Below are 17,890 nucleotides of genomic sequence, written 5' to 3'. Positions count from 1 at the left end.
CTCTTTATTGTTCAAGCGCCGCCGACAGGCTGGCGGTGTCGTTCACCGCCGCAGCCGTCAGGGTGTCAACAATACGTTTAGTGAGACCGGTCAGCACTTTGCCCGGCCCCACTTCCAGCAGCGACGTCACTCCCTGTGCTGCGATAAATTCTACGCTCTCGGTCCAACGCACCGGGCTGTACAGCTGACGCACCAACGCACTGCGGATCGCTTCAGGATCGTTTTCGGTGCGTACGTCGACGTTGTTCACCACCGGCACCTGCGGCGCGTTGAAGGTGATGTCCTTCAGCGCCACGGCCAACTTGTCGGCGGCCGGTTTCATCAGCGCGCAGTGCGAAGGCACGCTCACCGGCAGCGGCAGTGCACGTTTGGCGCCCGCCGCTTTACAGGCGGCGCCTGCACGTTCAACCGCTTCTTTATTGCCGGCGATAACCACCTGGCCCGGCGAGTTGAAGTTGACCGGAGAAACCACCTGTCCCTGCGCGGACTCTTCGCACGCCTTGGCGATCGCGTCATTGTCCAGGCCGATGATGGCGTACATAGCGCCGGTGCCTTCCGGCACCGCTTCCTGCATCAGCTTGCCGCGCAGCTCGACCAGGCGGATCGCCGCCTTGAAGTCCAGCACGCCGGCGCAGACCAGCGCCGAGTATTCGCCCAGGCTGTGGCCCGCCATCAATGCGGGCGCTTTACCGCCCTGCTGCTGCCACACGCGGAAAATCGCCACAGAAGCCGCCAGCAGAGCCGGTTGGGTCTGCCAGGTCTTGTTCAGCTCTTCCGCCGGGCCTTGCTGCACCAGCTGCCACAGATCGTAACCCAGCGCGGAAGAGGCCTCGCCGAAAGTCTCTTCGACGATCGGGAACTGTGCGGCCAATTCGGCCAGCATGCCAACGGCCTGTGACCCCTGGCCCGGGAAAACAAAAGCAAATTGCGTCATTTTTTATTCCTGTTCAAATCAGAAACGAACCAGCGCCGAGCCCCAGGTAAAGCCGCCGCCGAAGGCTTCCAGCAGCACCAGCTGGCCACGCTGAATTCGCCCGTCTCGCACGGCTTCGTCCAGTGCGGAAGGCACCGAGGCGGCAGAGGTGTTGCCGTGACGATCGAGCGTCACCACCACTTTGTCCATCCCCATGCCCAGTTTTTTCGCCGTTGCGCTGATGATGCGCAGGTTGGCCTGGTGCGGCACCAGCCAATCCAGCTCGCTGCGGTCCATGTTGTTGGCCTGCAACGTCTCATCGACGATGCGCGCCAGTTCGGTGACCGCAACCTTGAAGACTTCATTGCCCGCCATGGTGACATAGGCCGGCTTGTCTTGATTCTGACGATCCTTGTAAGGCAGCGTCAGCAGGCTGCCGTAGCTGCCGTCGGCATGCAGGTGGGTAGACAGAATGCCCTGCTCTTCAGAAGCCCCCAGCACCACCGCCCCTGCGCCATCACCAAACAGAATGATGGTGCCGCGATCTTCAGGATCCAGCGTGCGCGACAAGACGTCCGCGCCGATAACCAGCGCATGTTTGACCGCGCCGTTTTTCACGTACTGATCGGCCACGCTGAGCGCATAAGTAAAGCCGGCGCAGGCCGCAGCCAGATCGAACGCCGCGCAGTCTTTGATGCCCAACATTTGCTGCACCAGGCACGCCGCACTCGGGAACGCGTGAGTCGTCGTGGTGGTCGCCACGACGATAAGCCCAATGTCTTCTTTAGCCACACCTGCCATTTCCAGCGCTTTCTCAGCGGCCTGGAAGCTCATCGTCGCGACGGTTTCATCCGCAGCGGCGATGCGACGTTCGCGAATACCGGTACGCGTGACGATCCACTCGTCAGAGGTATCCACCATTTTTTCCAAATCAGCATTGGTGCGCACTTGTACGGGCAAATAACTCCCCGTACCGAGAATCTTTGTATACATGTACGATCAGTCACTCTTAGGTAATACAGCCTCAAGGCGCGCAGCAATCCTTTCCGGGACTTGCCGCTGCACCGCCTGCACAGCCTGTTCGATTGCGACTGCAAACGCGTGAGGGTTCGCAGCGCCGTGGCTCTTGACTACGGTGCTGCGCAATCCTAACAGACATGCGCCATTATACTGGTCGGGGTTCAGGTGGCCGAACCGCTTGACCACCCGTTTTTGCAACCAACGGCCCAACAATTTCAGCCACCAGGCTCGCTTGTTTCCATCGCCGGACGATTTCAGCAGCGATAAGAACACCCTGACCACCCCTTCCATGGTTTTCAGCGTGACGTTGCCCACGAAGCCGTCGCAGACCAACACATCGGTCTTGCCGGTGAGCAGTTCGTTTCCTTCCAGGTAACCAATATAGTTGATTGCCGGAGTATTTTTTAGCACAGCGGCCGCTTCGCGGATATTATCCAGGCCTTTGGTCTCTTCTTCGCCGATATTCAGCAGCGCCACCCGCGGTTGCGCAATGCCGATCACCTCTTCCGCCATCACCGCGCCCATCACGGCAAACTGCACCAGCATGGTGCTGTCGCACTCGACGTTGGCGCCCAGATCCAGCACCACGGTTTTGCTGCGCTGCTGGTTCGGGATCACCGTCATCAGCGCCGGGCGCTCAATGCCCTCCAACGGCTTGACCAACAGCTTCGCCAATCCCATCAGCGCGCCGGTATTGCCGGCGCTGACGCAGCCCTGCGCGTTGCCGCTGCTGAGCTGTTCGAGCGCAATGCGCATCGACGTGCCGCGGCTGGCGCGTATCGCTTGTGAGGGTTTGGCGTCGCCGGCGATCACAGACTCGGCGGGCACGACTTGCAGACGCTCCAGAAGAACCGGATCGGCGTGGGCAAGCAAAGGGGAGATGGCGTCGGGATTACCGACCAGCAAGAGATGAAGCTGTAAATTAGAGGCCAGTGCCTGCAACGAAGCAGGCACTGTGACGCAGGGACCGAAGTCCCCGCCCATTGCATCTAACGCCAGGGTTAGACGAGTCAAGGTATCGCTACTTAGCCGATAACCTTGCGACCGCGGTAGAAACCGTCGGCAGTGATGTGGTGACGACGGTGAGTTTCACCGGATACTTTGTCTACAGACAGAGTAGTCGTGGTCAGAGCATCGTGAGAACGACGCATGCCACGCTTGGAACGGGTTGGTTTATTCTGTTGTACGGCCATGGACCTTACTCCTCAATTACTTACGCTTTAAACTGGCTAATACGGCAAACGGATTCGGTTTCTCCGCCTCGGGAGGCAGTTGGCCGAATACCATGTCCGCTTCGGACACTTCACAGTGTTCAGATTCATGTACCGGAACGACAGGCAGTGAAAGAATAATTTCGTCTTCAATCATTGCCAACAGATCGACTTCGCCAAACTCGTCAACTTCGATCGGTTCGTACGCTTCCGGTAATGCCTCAGCCTGCTCATCATTGACGACCGGGCTAAAACAATATGTTGTGTGAACCTGATGTTCGAACGGGACTCCACAGCGTTGGCACATCAACGTTACCGTGACGTCCGCATGCCCTGTTATCACCGCGAGGCGTTGATTGTCGATATTAAACGACAACGACACCTCAACATCACTATCCACACTGACCACGGAGTCGGCAACACGAGTAACCTGCTCAGGCGCATAGACACCAGCATAGTCCAGGCGTTTCTGAGCGGTACGTACCGCATCAATGGTCAAGGGTAATTTTACCTTTTGCATAGGGCGCGCATATTAACTTTGTAACGACATAGAGTCAAAGAAAAAGGCCGTAAAACGGCTCCTTTCACCAATATTCGCTTCCACAGCGGCCGACAGTTTAAAATGCCGTACCCATTTACGCTACGGTTTGCGAAAAAAATTATGCAGAGATTGCTTTTAGCCTCCACCTCCCCCTATCGAAAAATGCTGCTGGAGAAACTGCAGCTGCCGTTCGACTGCGCCGCGCCGGAGGTGGATGAAACCCCGCTGCCGGGCGAAGGCGCGGAAGCGCTGGTGCTGCGCCTGGCGGCAGCGAAGGCTCAGGCGCTGGCCCTCGCCTACCCCGAGCATCTGATCATCGGTTCCGATCAGGTCTGCGTGATCGATGGCAGCATCACCGGCAAGCCCCATACCGAGGAAAACGCCCGCGCGCAGCTGCGCCAGGCAAGCGGCCAGGCCGTGACCTTCTATACCGGCCTGGCGCTGTACAACGGCCGCAGCAAGCAGCTGCAGGCCCTGTGCGAGCCTTTCCACGTGCATTTTCGCGCGCTGAGCGAAGCGGAGATCGCCGCCTATGTGCGTCTGGAGCAACCGCTGAACTGCGCGGGCAGTTTCAAGAGCGAGGGGTTGGGGATCGCGTTGTTCGACAGGCTGGAAGGCCGGGATCCGAACGCCCTGATCGGCCTGCCGTTGATTGCGCTGTTGGAGATGTTGCGGGCTGAAGGCATCAACCCGCTGGTGTGACGCGGATTATTTGGCGGCCTGCCGGCGCAGCACTTGCAGGCAATGACGCAGTTCTTCGTCCATCGGCGCTTCGATACGCATCGTTTCGCCGGTGGCCGGATGCTCGAAGCGCAGCGCCGCAGCGTGCAGGAACAGACGCTTCAGGCCGGTACCCGCCAGTTGACGATCGAACTCGCGGTCGCCATAGCGATCGTCAAAGGCGATCGGATGCCCGGCATGCAGAGTGTGCACGCGGATCTGGTGGGTACGCCCGGTGATTGGGCTGGCCTTCACCAGGGTGGCGAATTCGTAACGCTCCTCCACCTTGAAGCGGGTTTCCGAAGGCTTGCCTTCGCTGTTGACGCGCACGATACGTTCGCCGCTTTGCAGAATGTTTTTCAGCAGCGGCGCCTGTACGGCCTTGCAGTGGGACTGCCACTGGCCGCGCACCAGCGCCAGATAATCCTTCTGCATGCCCTTCAGCCGCAGTTGCTCATGCAGCGAACGCAGCGCGGAACGCTTCTTGGCAACCAACAGCACGCCGGAGGTATCGCGATCGAGCCGATGCACCAGCTCCAGGAAACGGGCCTCAGGGCGCAGCGCCCGCAGCCCTTCAATCACGCCGAAGCTCAGGCCGCTGCCGCCGTGCACCGCGGTGCCGGAGGGCTTGTTGAGGATCAGCAGGTGGTCATCTTCATACAGAATGCAGTCGGCCAGCGCCGCCACCTTATCCAGCTTCGCCGACACCGGCGCCTCTTCGCGCTCGGCCACGCGCACCGGCGGCACGCGCACCACGTCGCCGGCCGCCAATTTGTATTCGACCTTGATGCGCCCTTTATTAACCCGCACCTCGCCTTTGCGCACGATGCGATAAATCATGCTCTTCGGCACGCCTTTCAGGCGAGCGAGCAGAAAGTTGTCGATTCTCTGACCGGCTTCGTCGTCGGAAATCGTGATGAATTGTACTGCTGGATTGTTCGTTTTCATGGTGCGGGATTCTAAATAGAGCGCGTGAATAGCGCCACATCTTTTTCTGTGCTTAACTGTCTCTCTGACGGCGGGCGAAACCCCAGCGGACAATAAGGCAGCAAGCCGATTTGAACGTTTGCGATTTCTTCCGCAGTTAAGGAAAAGTCACCTTGCTATAACGGCATCAGCAGTGGAATAATGCAGTCACTTTCCGCGTTGATTCTCGTTAAACAGGGAAAACGGTGGAATTATAAAATTTGTCTGATCGCGCAAAAACGCAGCAATGGCGTAAGACGTAATGCGAAATCAAACAATTAGCGGGCTGCGGGTTGCAGCTTGGCCGGCAAATGGAATCAGATCTGTCGACGTAAATCAGAGGCTATTCCCCTAGTAAAAGTGCTGTCTTTCACAAAGAAAAGCAGGCTTACCGAGATAATGCGCCCCTATGCAGGCGACAACCGTGAGGTTGACGGCTTTGCGAGAAGACACGGGGCTTTCGGTTTAACTCCGGCCATGAGGTTATTTTGCCCGCAGCTTTGTCGATAATGTAAAAATAACGAGTAAGTTAAGATGAAAAGAATGTTGATTAACGCAACTCAGCAGGAAGAGTTGCGTGTTGCCCTCGTAGATGGACAGCGGCTGTATGATTTGGATATCGAAAGTCCGGGTCATGAGCAGAAAAAAGCGAATATTTACAAAGGCAAAATCACCCGCATTGAACCAAGTCTTGAAGCAGCGTTCGTGGACTACGGCGCAGAACGACATGGTTTCCTCCCTCTTAAAGAAATCGCCCGCGAATACTTCCCTAGCAATTACTCTTCCCATGGCCGCCCGAACATCAAAGATGTGCTGCGCGAAGGCCAGGAAGTCATCGTTCAGGTAGACAAAGAAGAACGTGGCAACAAAGGCGCCGCCTTGACCACCTTCATCAGCCTGGCGGGCAGCTATCTGGTGCTGATGCCGAACAACCCGCGCGCCGGCGGTATTTCTCGCCGCATCGAGGGTGACGATCGCACCGAGCTGAAAGAAGCGCTCTCTTCGCTGCAACTGCCGGACGGCATGGGCCTGATCGTTCGCACCGCGGGCGTAGGCAAATCCGCCGACGCGCTGCAGTGGGATCTCTCCTTCCGCCTGAAGCACTGGGAAGCGATTAAAAAAGCCGCCGAAGGCCGCCCTGCGCCGTTCCTGATCCACCAGGAAAGCAACGTTATCGTGCGCGCCTTCCGCGATTACCTGCGCCCGGACATCGGCGAAATCCTGATCGACAACCCGAAAATTCTCGATCTGGCCAAAGAGCACATCGCCGCGCTGGGCCGCCCGGATTTCAGCAGCAAAATCAAACTGTACAGCGGTGAAATTCCTCTGTTCAGCCACTATCAGATCGAATCGCAGATCGAATCAGCCTTCCAGCGCGAAGTGCGCCTGCCGTCCGGCGGCTCGATCGTCATCGACAGCACCGAAGCGCTGACCGCCATCGACATCAACTCCGCACGCGCAACCCGCGGCGGCGACATCGAAGAGACGGCGTTCAACACCAACCTGGAAGCGGCGGACGAAATCGCTCGCCAGCTGCGCCTGCGCGATCTCGGCGGCCTGATCGTCATCGACTTCATCGACATGACGCCGGTACGCCACCAGCGCGAAGTGGAAAACCGCTTGCGCGACGCCGTGCGTCAAGACCGCGCGCGCATCCAAATCGGCCGCATCTCCCGTTTCGGCCTGCTGGAAATGTCGCGTCAGCGCCTCAGCCCGTCGCTGGGTGAATCCAGCCACCACGTGTGCCCACGCTGTAACGGCACCGGCACCATCCGCGACAACGAATCGCTGGCACTGTCCATCCTGCGCCTGATCGAAGAAGAAGCGCTGAAGGAAAACACCAAAGAAGTTCACGCTATCGTACCGGTTCAGGTCGCTTCGTACCTGCTGAACGAAAAGCGTGAATCCGTCAGCGCGATCGAAAAACGTCAGGGTGGCGTGAAAGCCGTCATCGTGCCGAACGATGAAATGCAAACCCCGCACTACTCGGTGCTGCGCGTACGCAAGGGCGAGGAAACCTCTACCCTCAGCTACCTGCTGCCGAAACTGCACGAAGAAGACATGGAGCGTCCGCTGGAAGATGCGCCGATGGAACGCAAGCGTCCGGAGCAACCGGCCCTGGCTTCCTTCTCCCTGTCCGCCGATGTGCCGCCGCCGGCTGAAGAACCCGTCGCCGTTGCCAAACCTGTCGCTGCAGCCGCCAAGGCTAAAGCCGCAGCGCCGGCCGCCGCCAAGCCGGGCTTCCTGGGCCGCCTGTTCGGTGGTTTGAAGAGCCTGTTCGCCGGTGAAGAACAACCTGCCGTCGAAGAAGCCAAACCGGCCGAAACGCCGAAGGCGGAAGGCAACGGTGAAAACCGTCGTCAGGATCGTCGCGGTCAGCGCCGTCAAGGCACCGGCCGTAAAGAGCGCGGTGAGCGTAGCGACCGTGGCGATCGTCCGGAACGCGGCGAACGTAAAGAGCGCGGTGAAGGCCGTGACAATCGCGAACGCGACAACCGTGAACCGCGTGAGAACCGTGAAGGCCGTGAATCGCGTGAATCCCGCGATGAGCAGCGCCGTAACCGCCGCAACCAGCAGCAGAACGCGCCGGTAGCGGAGGAAACTGCCTCGGAAGAAAGCGCTAAAGCGCCGCGCGAAGATCAGCAGCAGCGCCGTGAACAGCGTGCTGAACGCCAGCGTCGTCGTCAGGAAGAGAAACGTCAGGCTCAGCAGGAAGTGAAAGCGCTGGAAAGCGTTGACGCGGTCGAGAGCACCGACGAAGAGCAGGAAGAACGCCAGCAGCAGAACATGCAGCGCCGTCAGCGCCGCCCTCTGACGCAGAAAGTGCGCATCCTGTCCGCGGAAGAAGAGCTGCAGCGCGCAGCGGAAGAGCTGTTGGCGCCGAAAGCGCCGGTAGCGAAAGCCGAAGATGCGCAGCCAACCGCCGACGACAGCGTGAAGCTGCTGCCGGAAACCGTTGCCGCTCAGGCGGAAGACGATGCCCAGGGCGAAAACCGCGGCAACGGCGAAGGCATGCCGCGTCGTTCCCGTCGTTCACCGCGTCACCTGCGCGTCAGCGGCCAGCGTCGCCGTCGTTACCGCGACGAGCGTTACCCACTGCAATCCCCAATGCCGTTGGTGGGCGCATTCGCTTCCCCGGAAATGGCATCAGGCAAAGTCTGGGTAAGCTACCCGGTCGCTCAGGTTGAAGATGCCGAAGTGCAAACCGAAGCCGTAGAGCAGGCGCCGGTTGTCGCCGCAGCGGTTGAACAGCACAGCGTTGCCGTGGAAGAAACTCAGACCGCGGCCAGCGTCAACGAACCGGCACCAGAAGCCGCCGTTGAAACTGCCGCCGTCACCGTAACGGAAGAAGCGGCAGTCGTAGCGCCGGTTGTTGCCACCCCGGCCGAGGAAACCCCGGCGCCTGTGGAAACCGCCCCGGCAACGGTTGCGATTGAAGAACCGAAAGCGGAAGAGACTGCTCCTGCAGTGGAAGCTGAGCCGGTAGCTGAAACCGTAGCGGCAGAGCCAGTGGTTGAAGCTAAGCCAGCGGAAGACGAGCCTGTGGTCGAAACTGCACCGGTAGAAGCCGCGCCAGCGGAAGAAGCGCCAGTGGTAGAAGCCGCACCTGCAGCGGCAGCCGCTCCGGTAGAAAAAGCGCCGGAACCAACGGCCGCCGAGCCTGCGGTTGCTCAGCAGCCGGCACCGGTGAAAGCCGTGCAGGACGCGCTGTACAAACACATCGCCACTGCGCCGATGACCAAAGCGCCTGCGCCGGCCTACGTGCCGGAAGAACGCAAGCACAGCGACTGGCAGCGCCCTTCCTTCAACTTTGAAGGCAAAGGTTCAGCCGGTGGTCACTCGGCAGTGAGCCAGGCCACCGCGCCGGCCACCAAGCCGCAGCCGGTTAACGAATAAGTTAATCTGCACACCTAAAAAAACCCGCCGACGGCGGGTTTTTTCTTGCCTGCAAAAAGCTCAGGCGATCTTTTTCAGTTTTTTGATGTCCAGAACTTCCAACTTGCCGTCAAGTCGACTGACGAACTGCTGAAAATGCGCCGTCTCATTATGCTTATCCAGCGCTTCGCTGCTGGCCCAACGCTCAAAGAACACGAAGGTGCCCGGTTTTTCAAGATCGCGATGCAAATCATATTGCAGATTACCCAGCTCCTGGCGGCTCGGCTCGAGAATGTCGTGCACCGCTTCACTGACTGCGGCCTCAAATCCCGCTTTCGCTTGCAGGGTGGCGATAACGCGTACTTCCATTGTTTTCTCCCTTTCCACTTGATGAAAGTCGACGCTATTGGCGTCGGCATCGTTGAAATCCTTGTCACTATGCGCCTGCTGCGCCGTTGATTTCAACTTGTCGCCAACAAACAGATGCATCTGCGGCACTTTCCGCTTATCCTTACACCCCGGCGTGAATAAACCCATTATTCGCTTTTCATTAGACGTATTTGACCGCCGGAGCCTAGCTAGATGACCGCACAACCTCAAGTTCTGAAAATCCGCCGCCCAGACGACTGGCATATCCACCTGCGTGACGATGAGATGCTGAAAACGGTGGTGCCCTATACCAGCCAGGTATTTGGCCGGGCGATCGTGATGCCGAACCTGGTTCCGCCCGTGACGACCGTGGCCGCCGCACGCGCCTACCGCGATCGGATTCTGGCGGCAGTGCCGCAGGGTCACAACTTCACTCCGCTGATGACCTGTTACCTGACCAACTCTCTGGCGGCCAGTGAACTGGTCAGCGGTTTCGAGCAAGGGGTGTTTACCGCCGCCAAGCTGTATCCGGCCAACGCCACCACCAACTCCAGCCACGGCGTCAGCGACGTGACCGGCATTTACCCGCTGTTCGAGCAAATGCAAAAAATCGGCATGCCGCTGCTGATCCACGGTGAAGTGACCGATCCTGCCGTCGATATTTTCGACCGCGAGGCGCGCTTTATCGAACAGGTGATGGAGCCTATCCGCCGTCACTTCCCGGAACTGAAAATCGTCTTCGAACACATCACCACTAAAGAAGCGGCGCAGTACGTGCAGGCAGGCAACCGTTTCCTCGGCGCCACCATCACCCCGCAGCACCTGATGTTCAACCGCAACCACATGCTGGTCGGCGGCATTCGCCCACACCTGTTCTGCCTGCCGATCCTCAAGCGCAACGTCCATCAGCAAGCGCTGCGTCAGGCGGTGGCCAGCGGCTCGGACCGTTTCTTCCTCGGCACCGACTCCGCGCCGCACCTCAAGCATCGCAAAGAGTCCAGCTGCGGCTGCGCCGGCTGCTTCAATGCGCCGAATGCGATCCCGGCTTACGCTGCCGTCTTCGAACAGCTCGGCGCGCTGGAGCACTTCGAGGCCTTCTGCTCGCTCAACGGCCCACGCTTCTATGGCCTGCCGCTCAACGAAGACTTCATCGAACTGCAGCGCGTGCCGACCACCCAGCCGGAAGAGATCGCCCTGGGCAATGAATCCGTGATCCCATTCCTGGCCGGCGAAACCCTGAACTGGTCGCTGAAAGGCTGATATTTTTGCTTCGCCCTCTTGCCCTCGCTTACGGTTAACTGTATAAATAAACAGTAAATCGCTTCGGGGGCAATTATGCGTGTTGAAGTCACTATAGATAAAACCCGGCCGCTGCCGTCGGGCGCCATTGAGGCGCTGACCAGCGAGCTGGGCAAACGGGTCAATCGCCAGTTTCCAGGCGCCGTCGTGCACGTCCGTTATGCCGGCGCCAACGGGCTCTCCGTGCTGGGGGGCGCCAAAACCGACCGGGATCTGATTGAGGAAATCCTTCAGGAAACCTGGGAAAGCGCGGACGAATGGTTCAGCGCAGAATAACACTGCAATGCTTTTTTTGCCGGGGGTCGCTCTCCGGCTTTTTTGTTTCTGGCGCCCTGCCCATTCATCGCTTACCCTTACTCTGGAACCAAATCCGCCTCAGCGCTGTATTTAACGCAAAGGAGTAAGCATGGCCCCGGACAAGGTGAAATCCGAAGACGCAATGACGTTTGGCGAATTGCTGGCGCTGATTGCCGATCAGAAAAGACGCTTGAACGTACTGGAAGTGGCCTTCTCTTACCTGGCCTTCAGCCTGGATGACAAAGCCAACCAACGGCTGATCCACAGCCTGAGGCTGGAATCGCAAAGCCAGAATCGCGACACCGAAACGCAGAAACATTTCGCGCACTTGGCAGAAGAACTGGAAAAATGTCTGCACGGCTCCGCCCCACCCACCGGCGGCGCGGAATAACGCCACAGGCTTTACTCATCGCGCGTTCGCACCCGAATTTGTAGAATAATTGTTCAAATAAATATTTATTTTGCAATTTTAGGTGACAACCCCTCCACCGATGAAAGCGGATGCGTATACTGTAATTGCTCTCATGATGATGAGCCGCATTGATCCTCGTTAGTCACTCACGGTAGTTACTACTCAATAAGGGGTCTTTATGGACAGAAATGATGAAGTAATTCAGACGCACCCGCTTGTCGGTTGGGATATCAGTACTGTCGACGTTTACGACGCCATGATGATACGCCTTCATTACCTGTCTTCACTAGACCAAACGCCCGAAGAAGCCCAAGTAGACCGAACGCTTTGGCTGACCACAGATGTCGCCCGTCAATTAATCAATATCTTAGAGGCCGGCATCGCCAAGATTGAAGCTACGGATTACCAGGATCTTGATCGCAGAAAACATTGATTCATCGTCTCCTACCCCCTAAGGCGCCGCGACCTTTCCCGGCGCCTTTTCTTCGCCTTTCGCCGTTCAATCAGTGCATTGCGTCCGCCAACCTTTTATCATGGGGGCATAAGAAATCGCTATCAGAGAGGGTTGGCACGTGGAATATGATTTGATTGTGGTGGGCAGCGGTTCCGTCGGCGCGGCGGCAGGCTATTATGCCACGCGGGCCGGCTTGAAAGTGCTGATGATCGACAGCGCTATCCCTCCGCACCGAAACGGCAGCCATCACGGCGATACCCGCATTATCCGTCACGCATACGGCGAAGGCGAAAAGTACGTGCCGCTGGTGCTGCGCGCGCAGGCGCTGTGGAATGCGCTGATTCAACAATCCGGCGAGGAACTGTTCCAGTCGTGCGGCGTGCTCAACCTGGGGCCACAGCACTCCGAATTCATTCGCAATGCGCAGCTCAGCGCGCAAAAATTCCGCCTGAACGCGCAACCCCTCAGCGCCGAACAGATCAATCAGCGCTGGCCGGAATTCCGAGCACCGGAAGGTTATGTCGGCGTATTCGAGCCAGACGCGGGGTTCCTGCGTGCCGAGCTGGCGATAACCAGCCTGATCAAGCTGGCGAAAGAAGCCGGCTGCAGCCAGCTGTTCAACTGCCCGGTCAACGCGGTAGAACCCATCGATGGCGGCGTTGAGGTCATCACCGGCGAAGGGCGTTTCACGGCGCGAAAAGCGGTGATCACCGCCGGCACCTGGGTCAAAGCGCTGTTACCGCAACTGCCGATCGCGCCACTGCGCAAAGTCTTCTCCTGGCATCAGGCAGATGGCCGCTACAGCGTGAACAATCGTTTCCCGGCCTTTACCGTCGAAGCGCAAGACGGCACGCACTATTACGGTTTTCCGGCGGATAACGACGGCCTGAAAGTGGGCAAACATGACGGCGGCCAGCCGATGGATGCCCCCGAGCAGCGCAAACCCTTCGGCAGCTACGCCAGCGACGGCACGGAAGTTTTCTCCTTCCTGCGGCAATTTTTGCCGGGTGTAGGCGTATGTTTACACGGTGAAGCCTGTAGCTATGATATGAGCCCCGACGAAGACTTTATTATCGATACCCTGCCGGATTGCGATCGCCTGATGGTCATCAGCGGATTGAGCGGCCACGGCTTCAAGTTCGCCAGCGCTCTGGGCGAGATCGCCGCGCTGTTCGCGCAGGACAAAGCGCCGCCGGTTGACGTCTCAAGCTTTGGTCTGAAACGATTTAGCTGAGCGAAGGATTTCGCTGTCCAAGTCCCCCTCAGGCACTGGACAGCGAAATTTGGCAGTTACAATTTGTTAACCTGCTAACTCTTTTAAATACCAAGTAAAAATCCTGATAACGGAAATTTCTTATATTCAGCAGTTGAATTTCCGAATTGAACACTTGCAGTGTAAGTCCTATTTTACAGAAGATATGCTCCATCGGCTTTCAACAAGGACGTCACCATGAAACTACTTGTCGTGGACGAATGCTGCTTCACCCGGGTCGGTATAGCCAGCTACTTTGCTGATAGTGGGATCACGACGATCAAGTGCTGCCACAGCATTGAATACGCTACATCGCTGTTGGCCAGCTTTCAGCCGAGCCACATTCTGGTGAACCTCAGCAACCAATGCCGCTATAACGAAGCGGACGCGCAACTGCAGGCCTTTATGGAAGCCAGCCAGTCCGCCTTGCTATTTATCTATCTCGACACACCTTACCCTTACAGCGAAGCGCCAATGCGCATCGCCGATAACGCTTTTCTGTTCAATAAAAGCATTCTGCCGCTCACCTTACGCACGCTGCGCGAGAATCCGCTGGCGCTGGCCGATGACGGCGAAGAGCGTTCCCTGTTCAGCCCGCAGGAGCTGACGGTAATGAAGTATTGGATGGCAGAGATGCCTAACTACCGCATTGCGAAAAAACTGCAGATCAGCTCCCATACGGTCTATGTGCACAAGCGTCACATCACGGAAAAGATTAACGCGCGCAACCGGCTGGAGTTTTACTCGCTGTATAACGTGCTGCGCTATTTCTACCCGCCGAGCACGCCGGCGAATTCAACGCCGCTGGCGCTGTTGGCCGTGTAACCTCAAGCCTGCGATAACGCAGGCTTTTTTATCGCCACTTTCCCGCCACTCACGCGCGGCGCGCTATAAATGACGCCGAGAAAAGGACTATAATCAAGGGTCCTTCTCTTCAGGCGGCTGAAATGTTAAACCGAATACTGGCGGCTATCGTCAACAATGTGCGTGAGCACCTGGTGCTGTACCTTTGTCTGTGGCTGGTGCTGCTGGCGTTGGATGTCTATTTCTTCTTCGTCATGTAATCCATGCCGCCGTTATTTCCCCGATTGAGCTTCAGCCGCTTCGGCGATCCCGCCCAGGTGCTGGAATTCCAGCAGATGAGCAGACCGCTGCTGCGCCCCGGACAGCGGTTATTGCAGATGCGCTATGCCCCGCTCAACCCTTCCGATCTGATCCCGATCCACGGCCAATACGCGCACCGCATCGCCCTTCCTCAGGTGCCGGGATATGAAGGCGTGGGCGTCGTCGTCAATCCGCAGAATGGGTATTCAACGGGCCGACGCGCGCTGGCGGTAGCAGGTAACGGCAGTTGGCAAACGTTCGTCACGCTGCCTGAAGATCGGGTGGTCTGGGTGCCGGACGACATCGACGACGCCTGCGCAGCACAAATCTATATCAACCCGCTCACCTGCTGGGTGCTGTTGACCCAATGGCTGCCGCTCAGCGCCGGCGACGTACTGCTGCTCAACGGCGGCGGCTCCGCTGTCAGCCTGCTGCTGGCGCAGCTGACGGCGCTGCGCGGCATTCGTCTGGCGGTCGTGGTGCGCAATGCCGCTCATCGCCAGGCGTTGCTGGCCGCCGGCGCCTGGCGCGTTATCGAAGCGCCGCAGCTGGCGGAAATGACGAATTTTGGCGCCCGAGCGGCCATCGACTGCATTGGCGGAGAAGACGGATTGCAGTTGGCGCAGGCGGTCCGCACCGGCGGCGATTTTGTGGCGCTGGGCCTGCTGAGCGGCCGCCAGGTAGACTGGCGGCGCGTGGTGGACGAGTTAAAGCTGCGCGCTTCGCTGTTCCACTTGCGCAAATGGAACGCACAGGCAGCGCCGGCGCAATGGCAGACGGCGTTTTATCAGTTATTCCTGCTGCTGCGACGCGGCCAGCTGGCGCTGCGCCCGCCCGCCGCGATTTATCCTTTGCGTCAGTACGCAGCGGCGCTGCACCACGCCGCCCAGCCCGGCGTGAATGGCAAAATATTCCTTACGCCGACGACATCGGAGACGATTGCGGTGGATGAACTATTATTCAACGGGGTTCCCAATAAATAAAATGCAATGGAGGAAAAGGTAATTTTTCCGGTAATACTAATTCATTAGTCCTGAGATACCCTTTTATTAGGGCGCCGGACATTATTAAGCTATCAATCTCTACGCTTTGAGATAAGACGCATCGTTACCCAAGAAATAACGATCGATAATAAAATGAGCATGACAATTAGAGAGTCAAACGATGAGCTCATTAAACCTAGTGGGTTTGAGATCTTCGCCATCTTTAAGTACGTATCCTCTGATAGACGCCTGAAAACCACTTCAGCCAGTACGACAAAGTAGATCAGAGTCAATACTATATATGCAATTACTCTCTTCATTGGTCATCCTTGCATTATTTACTGTTCAATATATAATCGCCTAATGGATTCTACATCAAAGGAAATGATAACGCATGTCCTATCTCAAGTTAAAGATGCAGGCAGACCGAGCCATTGCCCTAAGTATTGAGAGGTCCCTTGGACAACTCAAGAAAGACACTACCAGTACTGTACAGAGTTTTAGGTCTGGTGCCGAGCGAGCAAGTTGGTATGGTTCCTGTCTGTTTGATGACTACAAAGACGTATGTAAGCAGTTGAGGCAAGAAGATACCCGCATGTTGTTATCAATTCGGCAGGTGTACCAGCGAAAAGACGTAGTACTGGATATGGTGGAAATCTATTTTAATATTAAGCTTAGTAGGATCAGTGCCCCAGGTCAGCATAAAATTATGCAAGCTATCACTGAAAAACTTGCTAACCATGCATCAGAAAAGTTTTCTAAATTGTCAGTTGCGTATACGATCGCAAAACTAATTACTGAATCCCACGACTTCAAAGAATCACATATTAACATCATCAATAAAAGTAGTTTAGTTGCCGTAAGCGTTTTAAGTTTCTATGGAAAAATGCAAACAGCCGCCATTTCTGCAAGAAAACTTCAATTTTCAGATCCTAACTATTACTCTGCTCTCTACAAAGAAAACCTAGAATTGCTGTACTTTATGATCGAGCCAGAAATGAAAAAAATCATCTACCTAACTAATTCAGGATCTAATAATGAAGAGGAAATCATTTTCCTGATGAACAAGATCCTCACAAAATGAAGTGGTTGATTGAATGGCTGGGTAACTCGTTCGCTTACCTAATCCCTATCGTACTCATTATTGTCGGCGGGGTTATTCTCGTTTCAGTGTTTCCAAAGACTGGTTTTTATCTCACCCTCATCTGGGCCATTGTCGTTTGTGTCGCCTATGTAAGGTGGTCTAAGTGGCTGTAGTATTTACTGAATGGCCAATGTTCACAGTATGCATTAGCAGTAGAAGCGTTAAGCCACCGTTGGGTGGCTTATTCAAAATTCATTAATAACGCACGGCTCAACGTGGCCACAAGAAATTACCTCACTCCGGCGCCGCCGGAGGCTGGCGCGGCGGGCGGCCGTCCCCCAGGATAACCGCCAGCCGATAGCCGCCCTCGGTAGTCTCCAGCGCGATGCGCGCCACGATCGTCAGCGGCACCGACAGCAACATGCCCACCGGGCCGAGCAGCCAGCCCCAAAAGATCAGCGACAGGAACACCACCAGCGTCGACAGCCCCAGCCCGCGCCCCATCACGCGCGGCTCGAGGATATTGCCGATCACCATGTTGACAGCGATAAAGCCGCCCGCCACCACCAGCGCATCTCCTAATCCGTTGAACAACAGCGCCTGAATCAGCGGCGGAATGGCGGCCAATACCGAGCCAATGTTGGGAATGTAGTTAAGCAGAAATGCCAGCAGCCCCCAGATAAAGGCAAAACGCACGCCGACCGCCGCCAGGAAGATCCAGACGATTACCCCAGTGGCCAGGCTGATGATGGTTTTAATCACCAGATAGCGCGTCACGCCATCCAACGCCCGCCGCATCGCGGCGAGCCCCTCGTTCGGTTTATCCAGCGCCTGCTGCAGCTTGTAAGGCAGCAACTGCACTTCGAACAGCATAAACACCACGGTCATCAGCAGCAGGAAGACGTTGGTCATCGCGCCAGACAGGTGCCCCAGCATGCGGGTGACCAGATTCATCGCCGCGCTGGGATCGACATACTGCAGCATCGCTTCGCTGGAAAGGCTGATATTGAAACGGTCGGCGTAATGCTGCAGCTCACGCAGCTTCTCGATCATCATGCCGCGATACTGCGGCAGCGAACGGGCGAACTCGTTCAGCGAAGCCCCCAGCATGCCGATAAACAGCATCACGACCACGATCACCGCCGTCACCAGCAGCGTCACCCCGACGATACGCGGCACCCGTTTACGCTCCAGCATCGCCACCAGCGGATTCAGCACCATGGCGAGAAATACCGCCAGCAAAAACGGCACCACAATGTCGGCGGCGGCTTTCACCCCGGCCAAAATGATCACCAACATCGCCAGCAGGACGGCCAGACGCAGGCTGCTGTCGGTCACACGGGTTCGGCCCATGACGTTTCCTTGTTATTTCACTGGGTTAACCGGCGC

At 57.1% G+C, this 17,890-nt stretch carries 19 protein-coding genes; 11 read left to right on the top strand and 8 right to left on the bottom strand.

Going from position 1 to position 17,890, the window contains the following annotated elements:
• Nucleotides 1-4: 4 nt before the first annotated feature.
• Genes fabD through yceD form a run of 5 tightly spaced genes read right to left on the bottom strand, consistent with a single transcriptional unit; the run spans nucleotide 5 to nucleotide 3,664 of the window.
• The gene (gene fabD, locus ACJ8IP_RS01185) at nucleotides 5-934 is read right to left on the bottom strand and encodes an ACP S-malonyltransferase (RefSeq protein WP_033642684.1); all 930 of its coding nucleotides are present in this window, start codon (nucleotides 932-934) and stop codon (nucleotides 5-7) included.
• 18 nt (nucleotides 935-952) lie between these two features.
• A complete protein-coding gene (locus ACJ8IP_RS01180; protein WP_033642683.1) occupies nucleotides 953-1,906 on the bottom strand; it encodes a beta-ketoacyl-ACP synthase III in 954 nt (317 codons plus the stop codon).
• A gap of 6 nt (nucleotides 1,907-1,912) precedes the next feature.
• On the bottom strand, nucleotides 1,913-2,947 hold the full coding sequence (gene plsX / locus ACJ8IP_RS01175; protein ID WP_071841648.1) for a phosphate acyltransferase PlsX: 1,035 nt from the start codon (nucleotides 2,945-2,947) through the stop codon (nucleotides 1,913-1,915).
• 11 nt (nucleotides 2,948-2,958) lie between these two features.
• Nucleotides 2,959-3,126, bottom strand: a complete 168-nt coding sequence (gene rpmF, locus ACJ8IP_RS01170) for a 50S ribosomal protein L32 (RefSeq protein WP_004927778.1) — start codon at nucleotides 3,124-3,126, stop codon at nucleotides 2,959-2,961.
• A 16-nt stretch (nucleotides 3,127-3,142) separates the two neighbouring features.
• Complete coding sequence (yceD, locus tag ACJ8IP_RS01165; RefSeq protein WP_004927780.1) at nucleotides 3,143-3,664, bottom strand: 23S rRNA accumulation protein YceD; 522 nt, start codon at nucleotides 3,662-3,664, stop codon at nucleotides 3,143-3,145.
• A 141-nt stretch (nucleotides 3,665-3,805) separates the two neighbouring features.
• Here yceD and ACJ8IP_RS01160 point away from each other — a divergent pair, with 141 nt between their 5' ends.
• Nucleotides 3,806-4,387, top strand: coding sequence for a Maf family protein (locus ACJ8IP_RS01160; protein WP_033642681.1), 582 nt, complete (start codon nucleotides 3,806-3,808; stop codon nucleotides 4,385-4,387).
• A 6-nt stretch (nucleotides 4,388-4,393) separates the two neighbouring features.
• On the opposite strand, the gene rluC is transcribed toward ACJ8IP_RS01160, so the two are convergent.
• Nucleotides 4,394-5,353 carry a 23S rRNA pseudouridine(955/2504/2580) synthase RluC gene (gene rluC / locus ACJ8IP_RS01155; RefSeq protein WP_004927787.1) on the bottom strand — a complete coding sequence of 320 codons (960 nt, stop codon included), beginning with the start codon at nucleotides 5,351-5,353 and terminating at the stop codon, nucleotides 4,394-4,396.
• A gap of 552 nt (nucleotides 5,354-5,905) precedes the next feature.
• On the opposite strand from rluC, the gene rne reads away from it, so the two are divergent.
• Nucleotides 5,906-9,268: a ribonuclease E gene (gene rne / locus ACJ8IP_RS01150; protein WP_273974368.1), complete on the top strand. Its 3,363-nt coding sequence runs from the start codon at nucleotides 5,906-5,908 to the stop codon at nucleotides 9,266-9,268.
• Nucleotides 9,269-9,328: 60 nt separating this feature from the next.
• Here rne and ACJ8IP_RS01145 read toward each other — a convergent pair whose 3' ends face one another.
• Nucleotides 9,329-9,616, bottom strand: coding sequence for a putative quinol monooxygenase (locus ACJ8IP_RS01145; protein ID WP_108682275.1), 288 nt, complete (start codon nucleotides 9,614-9,616; stop codon nucleotides 9,329-9,331).
• A 213-nt stretch (nucleotides 9,617-9,829) separates the two neighbouring features.
• On the opposite strand from ACJ8IP_RS01145, the gene pyrC reads away from it, so the two are divergent.
• The 9 genes from pyrC to ACJ8IP_RS01100 all read left to right on the top strand — a co-directional run bounded on the left by pyrC (nucleotide 9,830) and on the right by ACJ8IP_RS01100 (nucleotide 16,501).
• Complete coding sequence (pyrC, locus tag ACJ8IP_RS01140) at nucleotides 9,830-10,876, top strand: dihydroorotase (protein ID WP_273974369.1); 1,047 nt, start codon at nucleotides 9,830-9,832, stop codon at nucleotides 10,874-10,876.
• A 75-nt stretch (nucleotides 10,877-10,951) separates the two neighbouring features.
• Nucleotides 10,952-11,191, top strand: coding sequence for a DNA damage-inducible protein I (gene dinI, locus ACJ8IP_RS01135; RefSeq protein WP_273974370.1), 240 nt, complete (start codon nucleotides 10,952-10,954; stop codon nucleotides 11,189-11,191).
• A 130-nt stretch (nucleotides 11,192-11,321) separates the two neighbouring features.
• Entirely contained in the window at nucleotides 11,322-11,603 is a 282-nt protein-coding gene (locus ACJ8IP_RS01130; RefSeq protein WP_033642676.1) for a hypothetical protein, read from the top strand.
• A 199-nt stretch (nucleotides 11,604-11,802) separates the two neighbouring features.
• The gene (gene bssS / locus ACJ8IP_RS01125) at nucleotides 11,803-12,057 is read left to right on the top strand and encodes a biofilm formation regulator BssS (RefSeq protein ID WP_004927812.1); all 255 of its coding nucleotides are present in this window, start codon (nucleotides 11,803-11,805) and stop codon (nucleotides 12,055-12,057) included.
• A 139-nt stretch (nucleotides 12,058-12,196) separates the two neighbouring features.
• The gene (gene solA, locus ACJ8IP_RS01120; RefSeq protein ID WP_273974371.1) at nucleotides 12,197-13,312 is read left to right on the top strand and encodes an N-methyl-L-tryptophan oxidase; all 1,116 of its coding nucleotides are present in this window, start codon (nucleotides 12,197-12,199) and stop codon (nucleotides 13,310-13,312) included.
• A 216-nt stretch (nucleotides 13,313-13,528) separates the two neighbouring features.
• Nucleotides 13,529-14,155 carry a LuxR C-terminal-related transcriptional regulator gene (locus ACJ8IP_RS01115; RefSeq protein ID WP_033642674.1) on the top strand — a complete coding sequence of 209 codons (627 nt, stop codon included), beginning with the start codon at nucleotides 13,529-13,531 and terminating at the stop codon, nucleotides 14,153-14,155.
• 122 nt (nucleotides 14,156-14,277) lie between these two features.
• The gene (locus tag ACJ8IP_RS01110) at nucleotides 14,278-14,394 is read left to right on the top strand and encodes a DUF2770 family protein (protein WP_004927822.1); all 117 of its coding nucleotides are present in this window, start codon (nucleotides 14,278-14,280) and stop codon (nucleotides 14,392-14,394) included.
• 3 nt (nucleotides 14,395-14,397) lie between these two features.
• Nucleotides 14,398-15,417 (top strand): zinc-dependent alcohol dehydrogenase family protein, encoded by a 1,020-nt coding sequence (locus tag ACJ8IP_RS01105; RefSeq protein WP_273974372.1) that lies wholly within the window; start codon nucleotides 14,398-14,400, stop codon nucleotides 15,415-15,417.
• A 394-nt stretch (nucleotides 15,418-15,811) separates the two neighbouring features.
• Complete coding sequence (locus ACJ8IP_RS01100) at nucleotides 15,812-16,501, top strand: hypothetical protein (RefSeq protein WP_042784188.1); 690 nt, start codon at nucleotides 15,812-15,814, stop codon at nucleotides 16,499-16,501.
• Between the two features lie 294 nt (nucleotides 16,502-16,795).
• Here ACJ8IP_RS01100 and ACJ8IP_RS01095 read toward each other — a convergent pair whose 3' ends face one another.
• Entirely contained in the window at nucleotides 16,796-17,854 is a 1,059-nt protein-coding gene (locus ACJ8IP_RS01095; RefSeq protein ID WP_089191506.1) for an AI-2E family transporter, read from the bottom strand.
• Nucleotides 17,855-17,890: the final 36 nt, after the last annotated feature.

Origin of the sequence: Serratia sp. CY52157 (assembly GCF_052168495.1) — a bacterium.
Taxonomy (GTDB): Bacteria; Pseudomonadota; Gammaproteobacteria; order Enterobacterales; family Enterobacteriaceae; genus Serratia; species Serratia ureilytica.
Note: the sequence above shows the minus strand (reverse complement) of the source record. Positions and strands in the feature narration are given on the sequence as shown.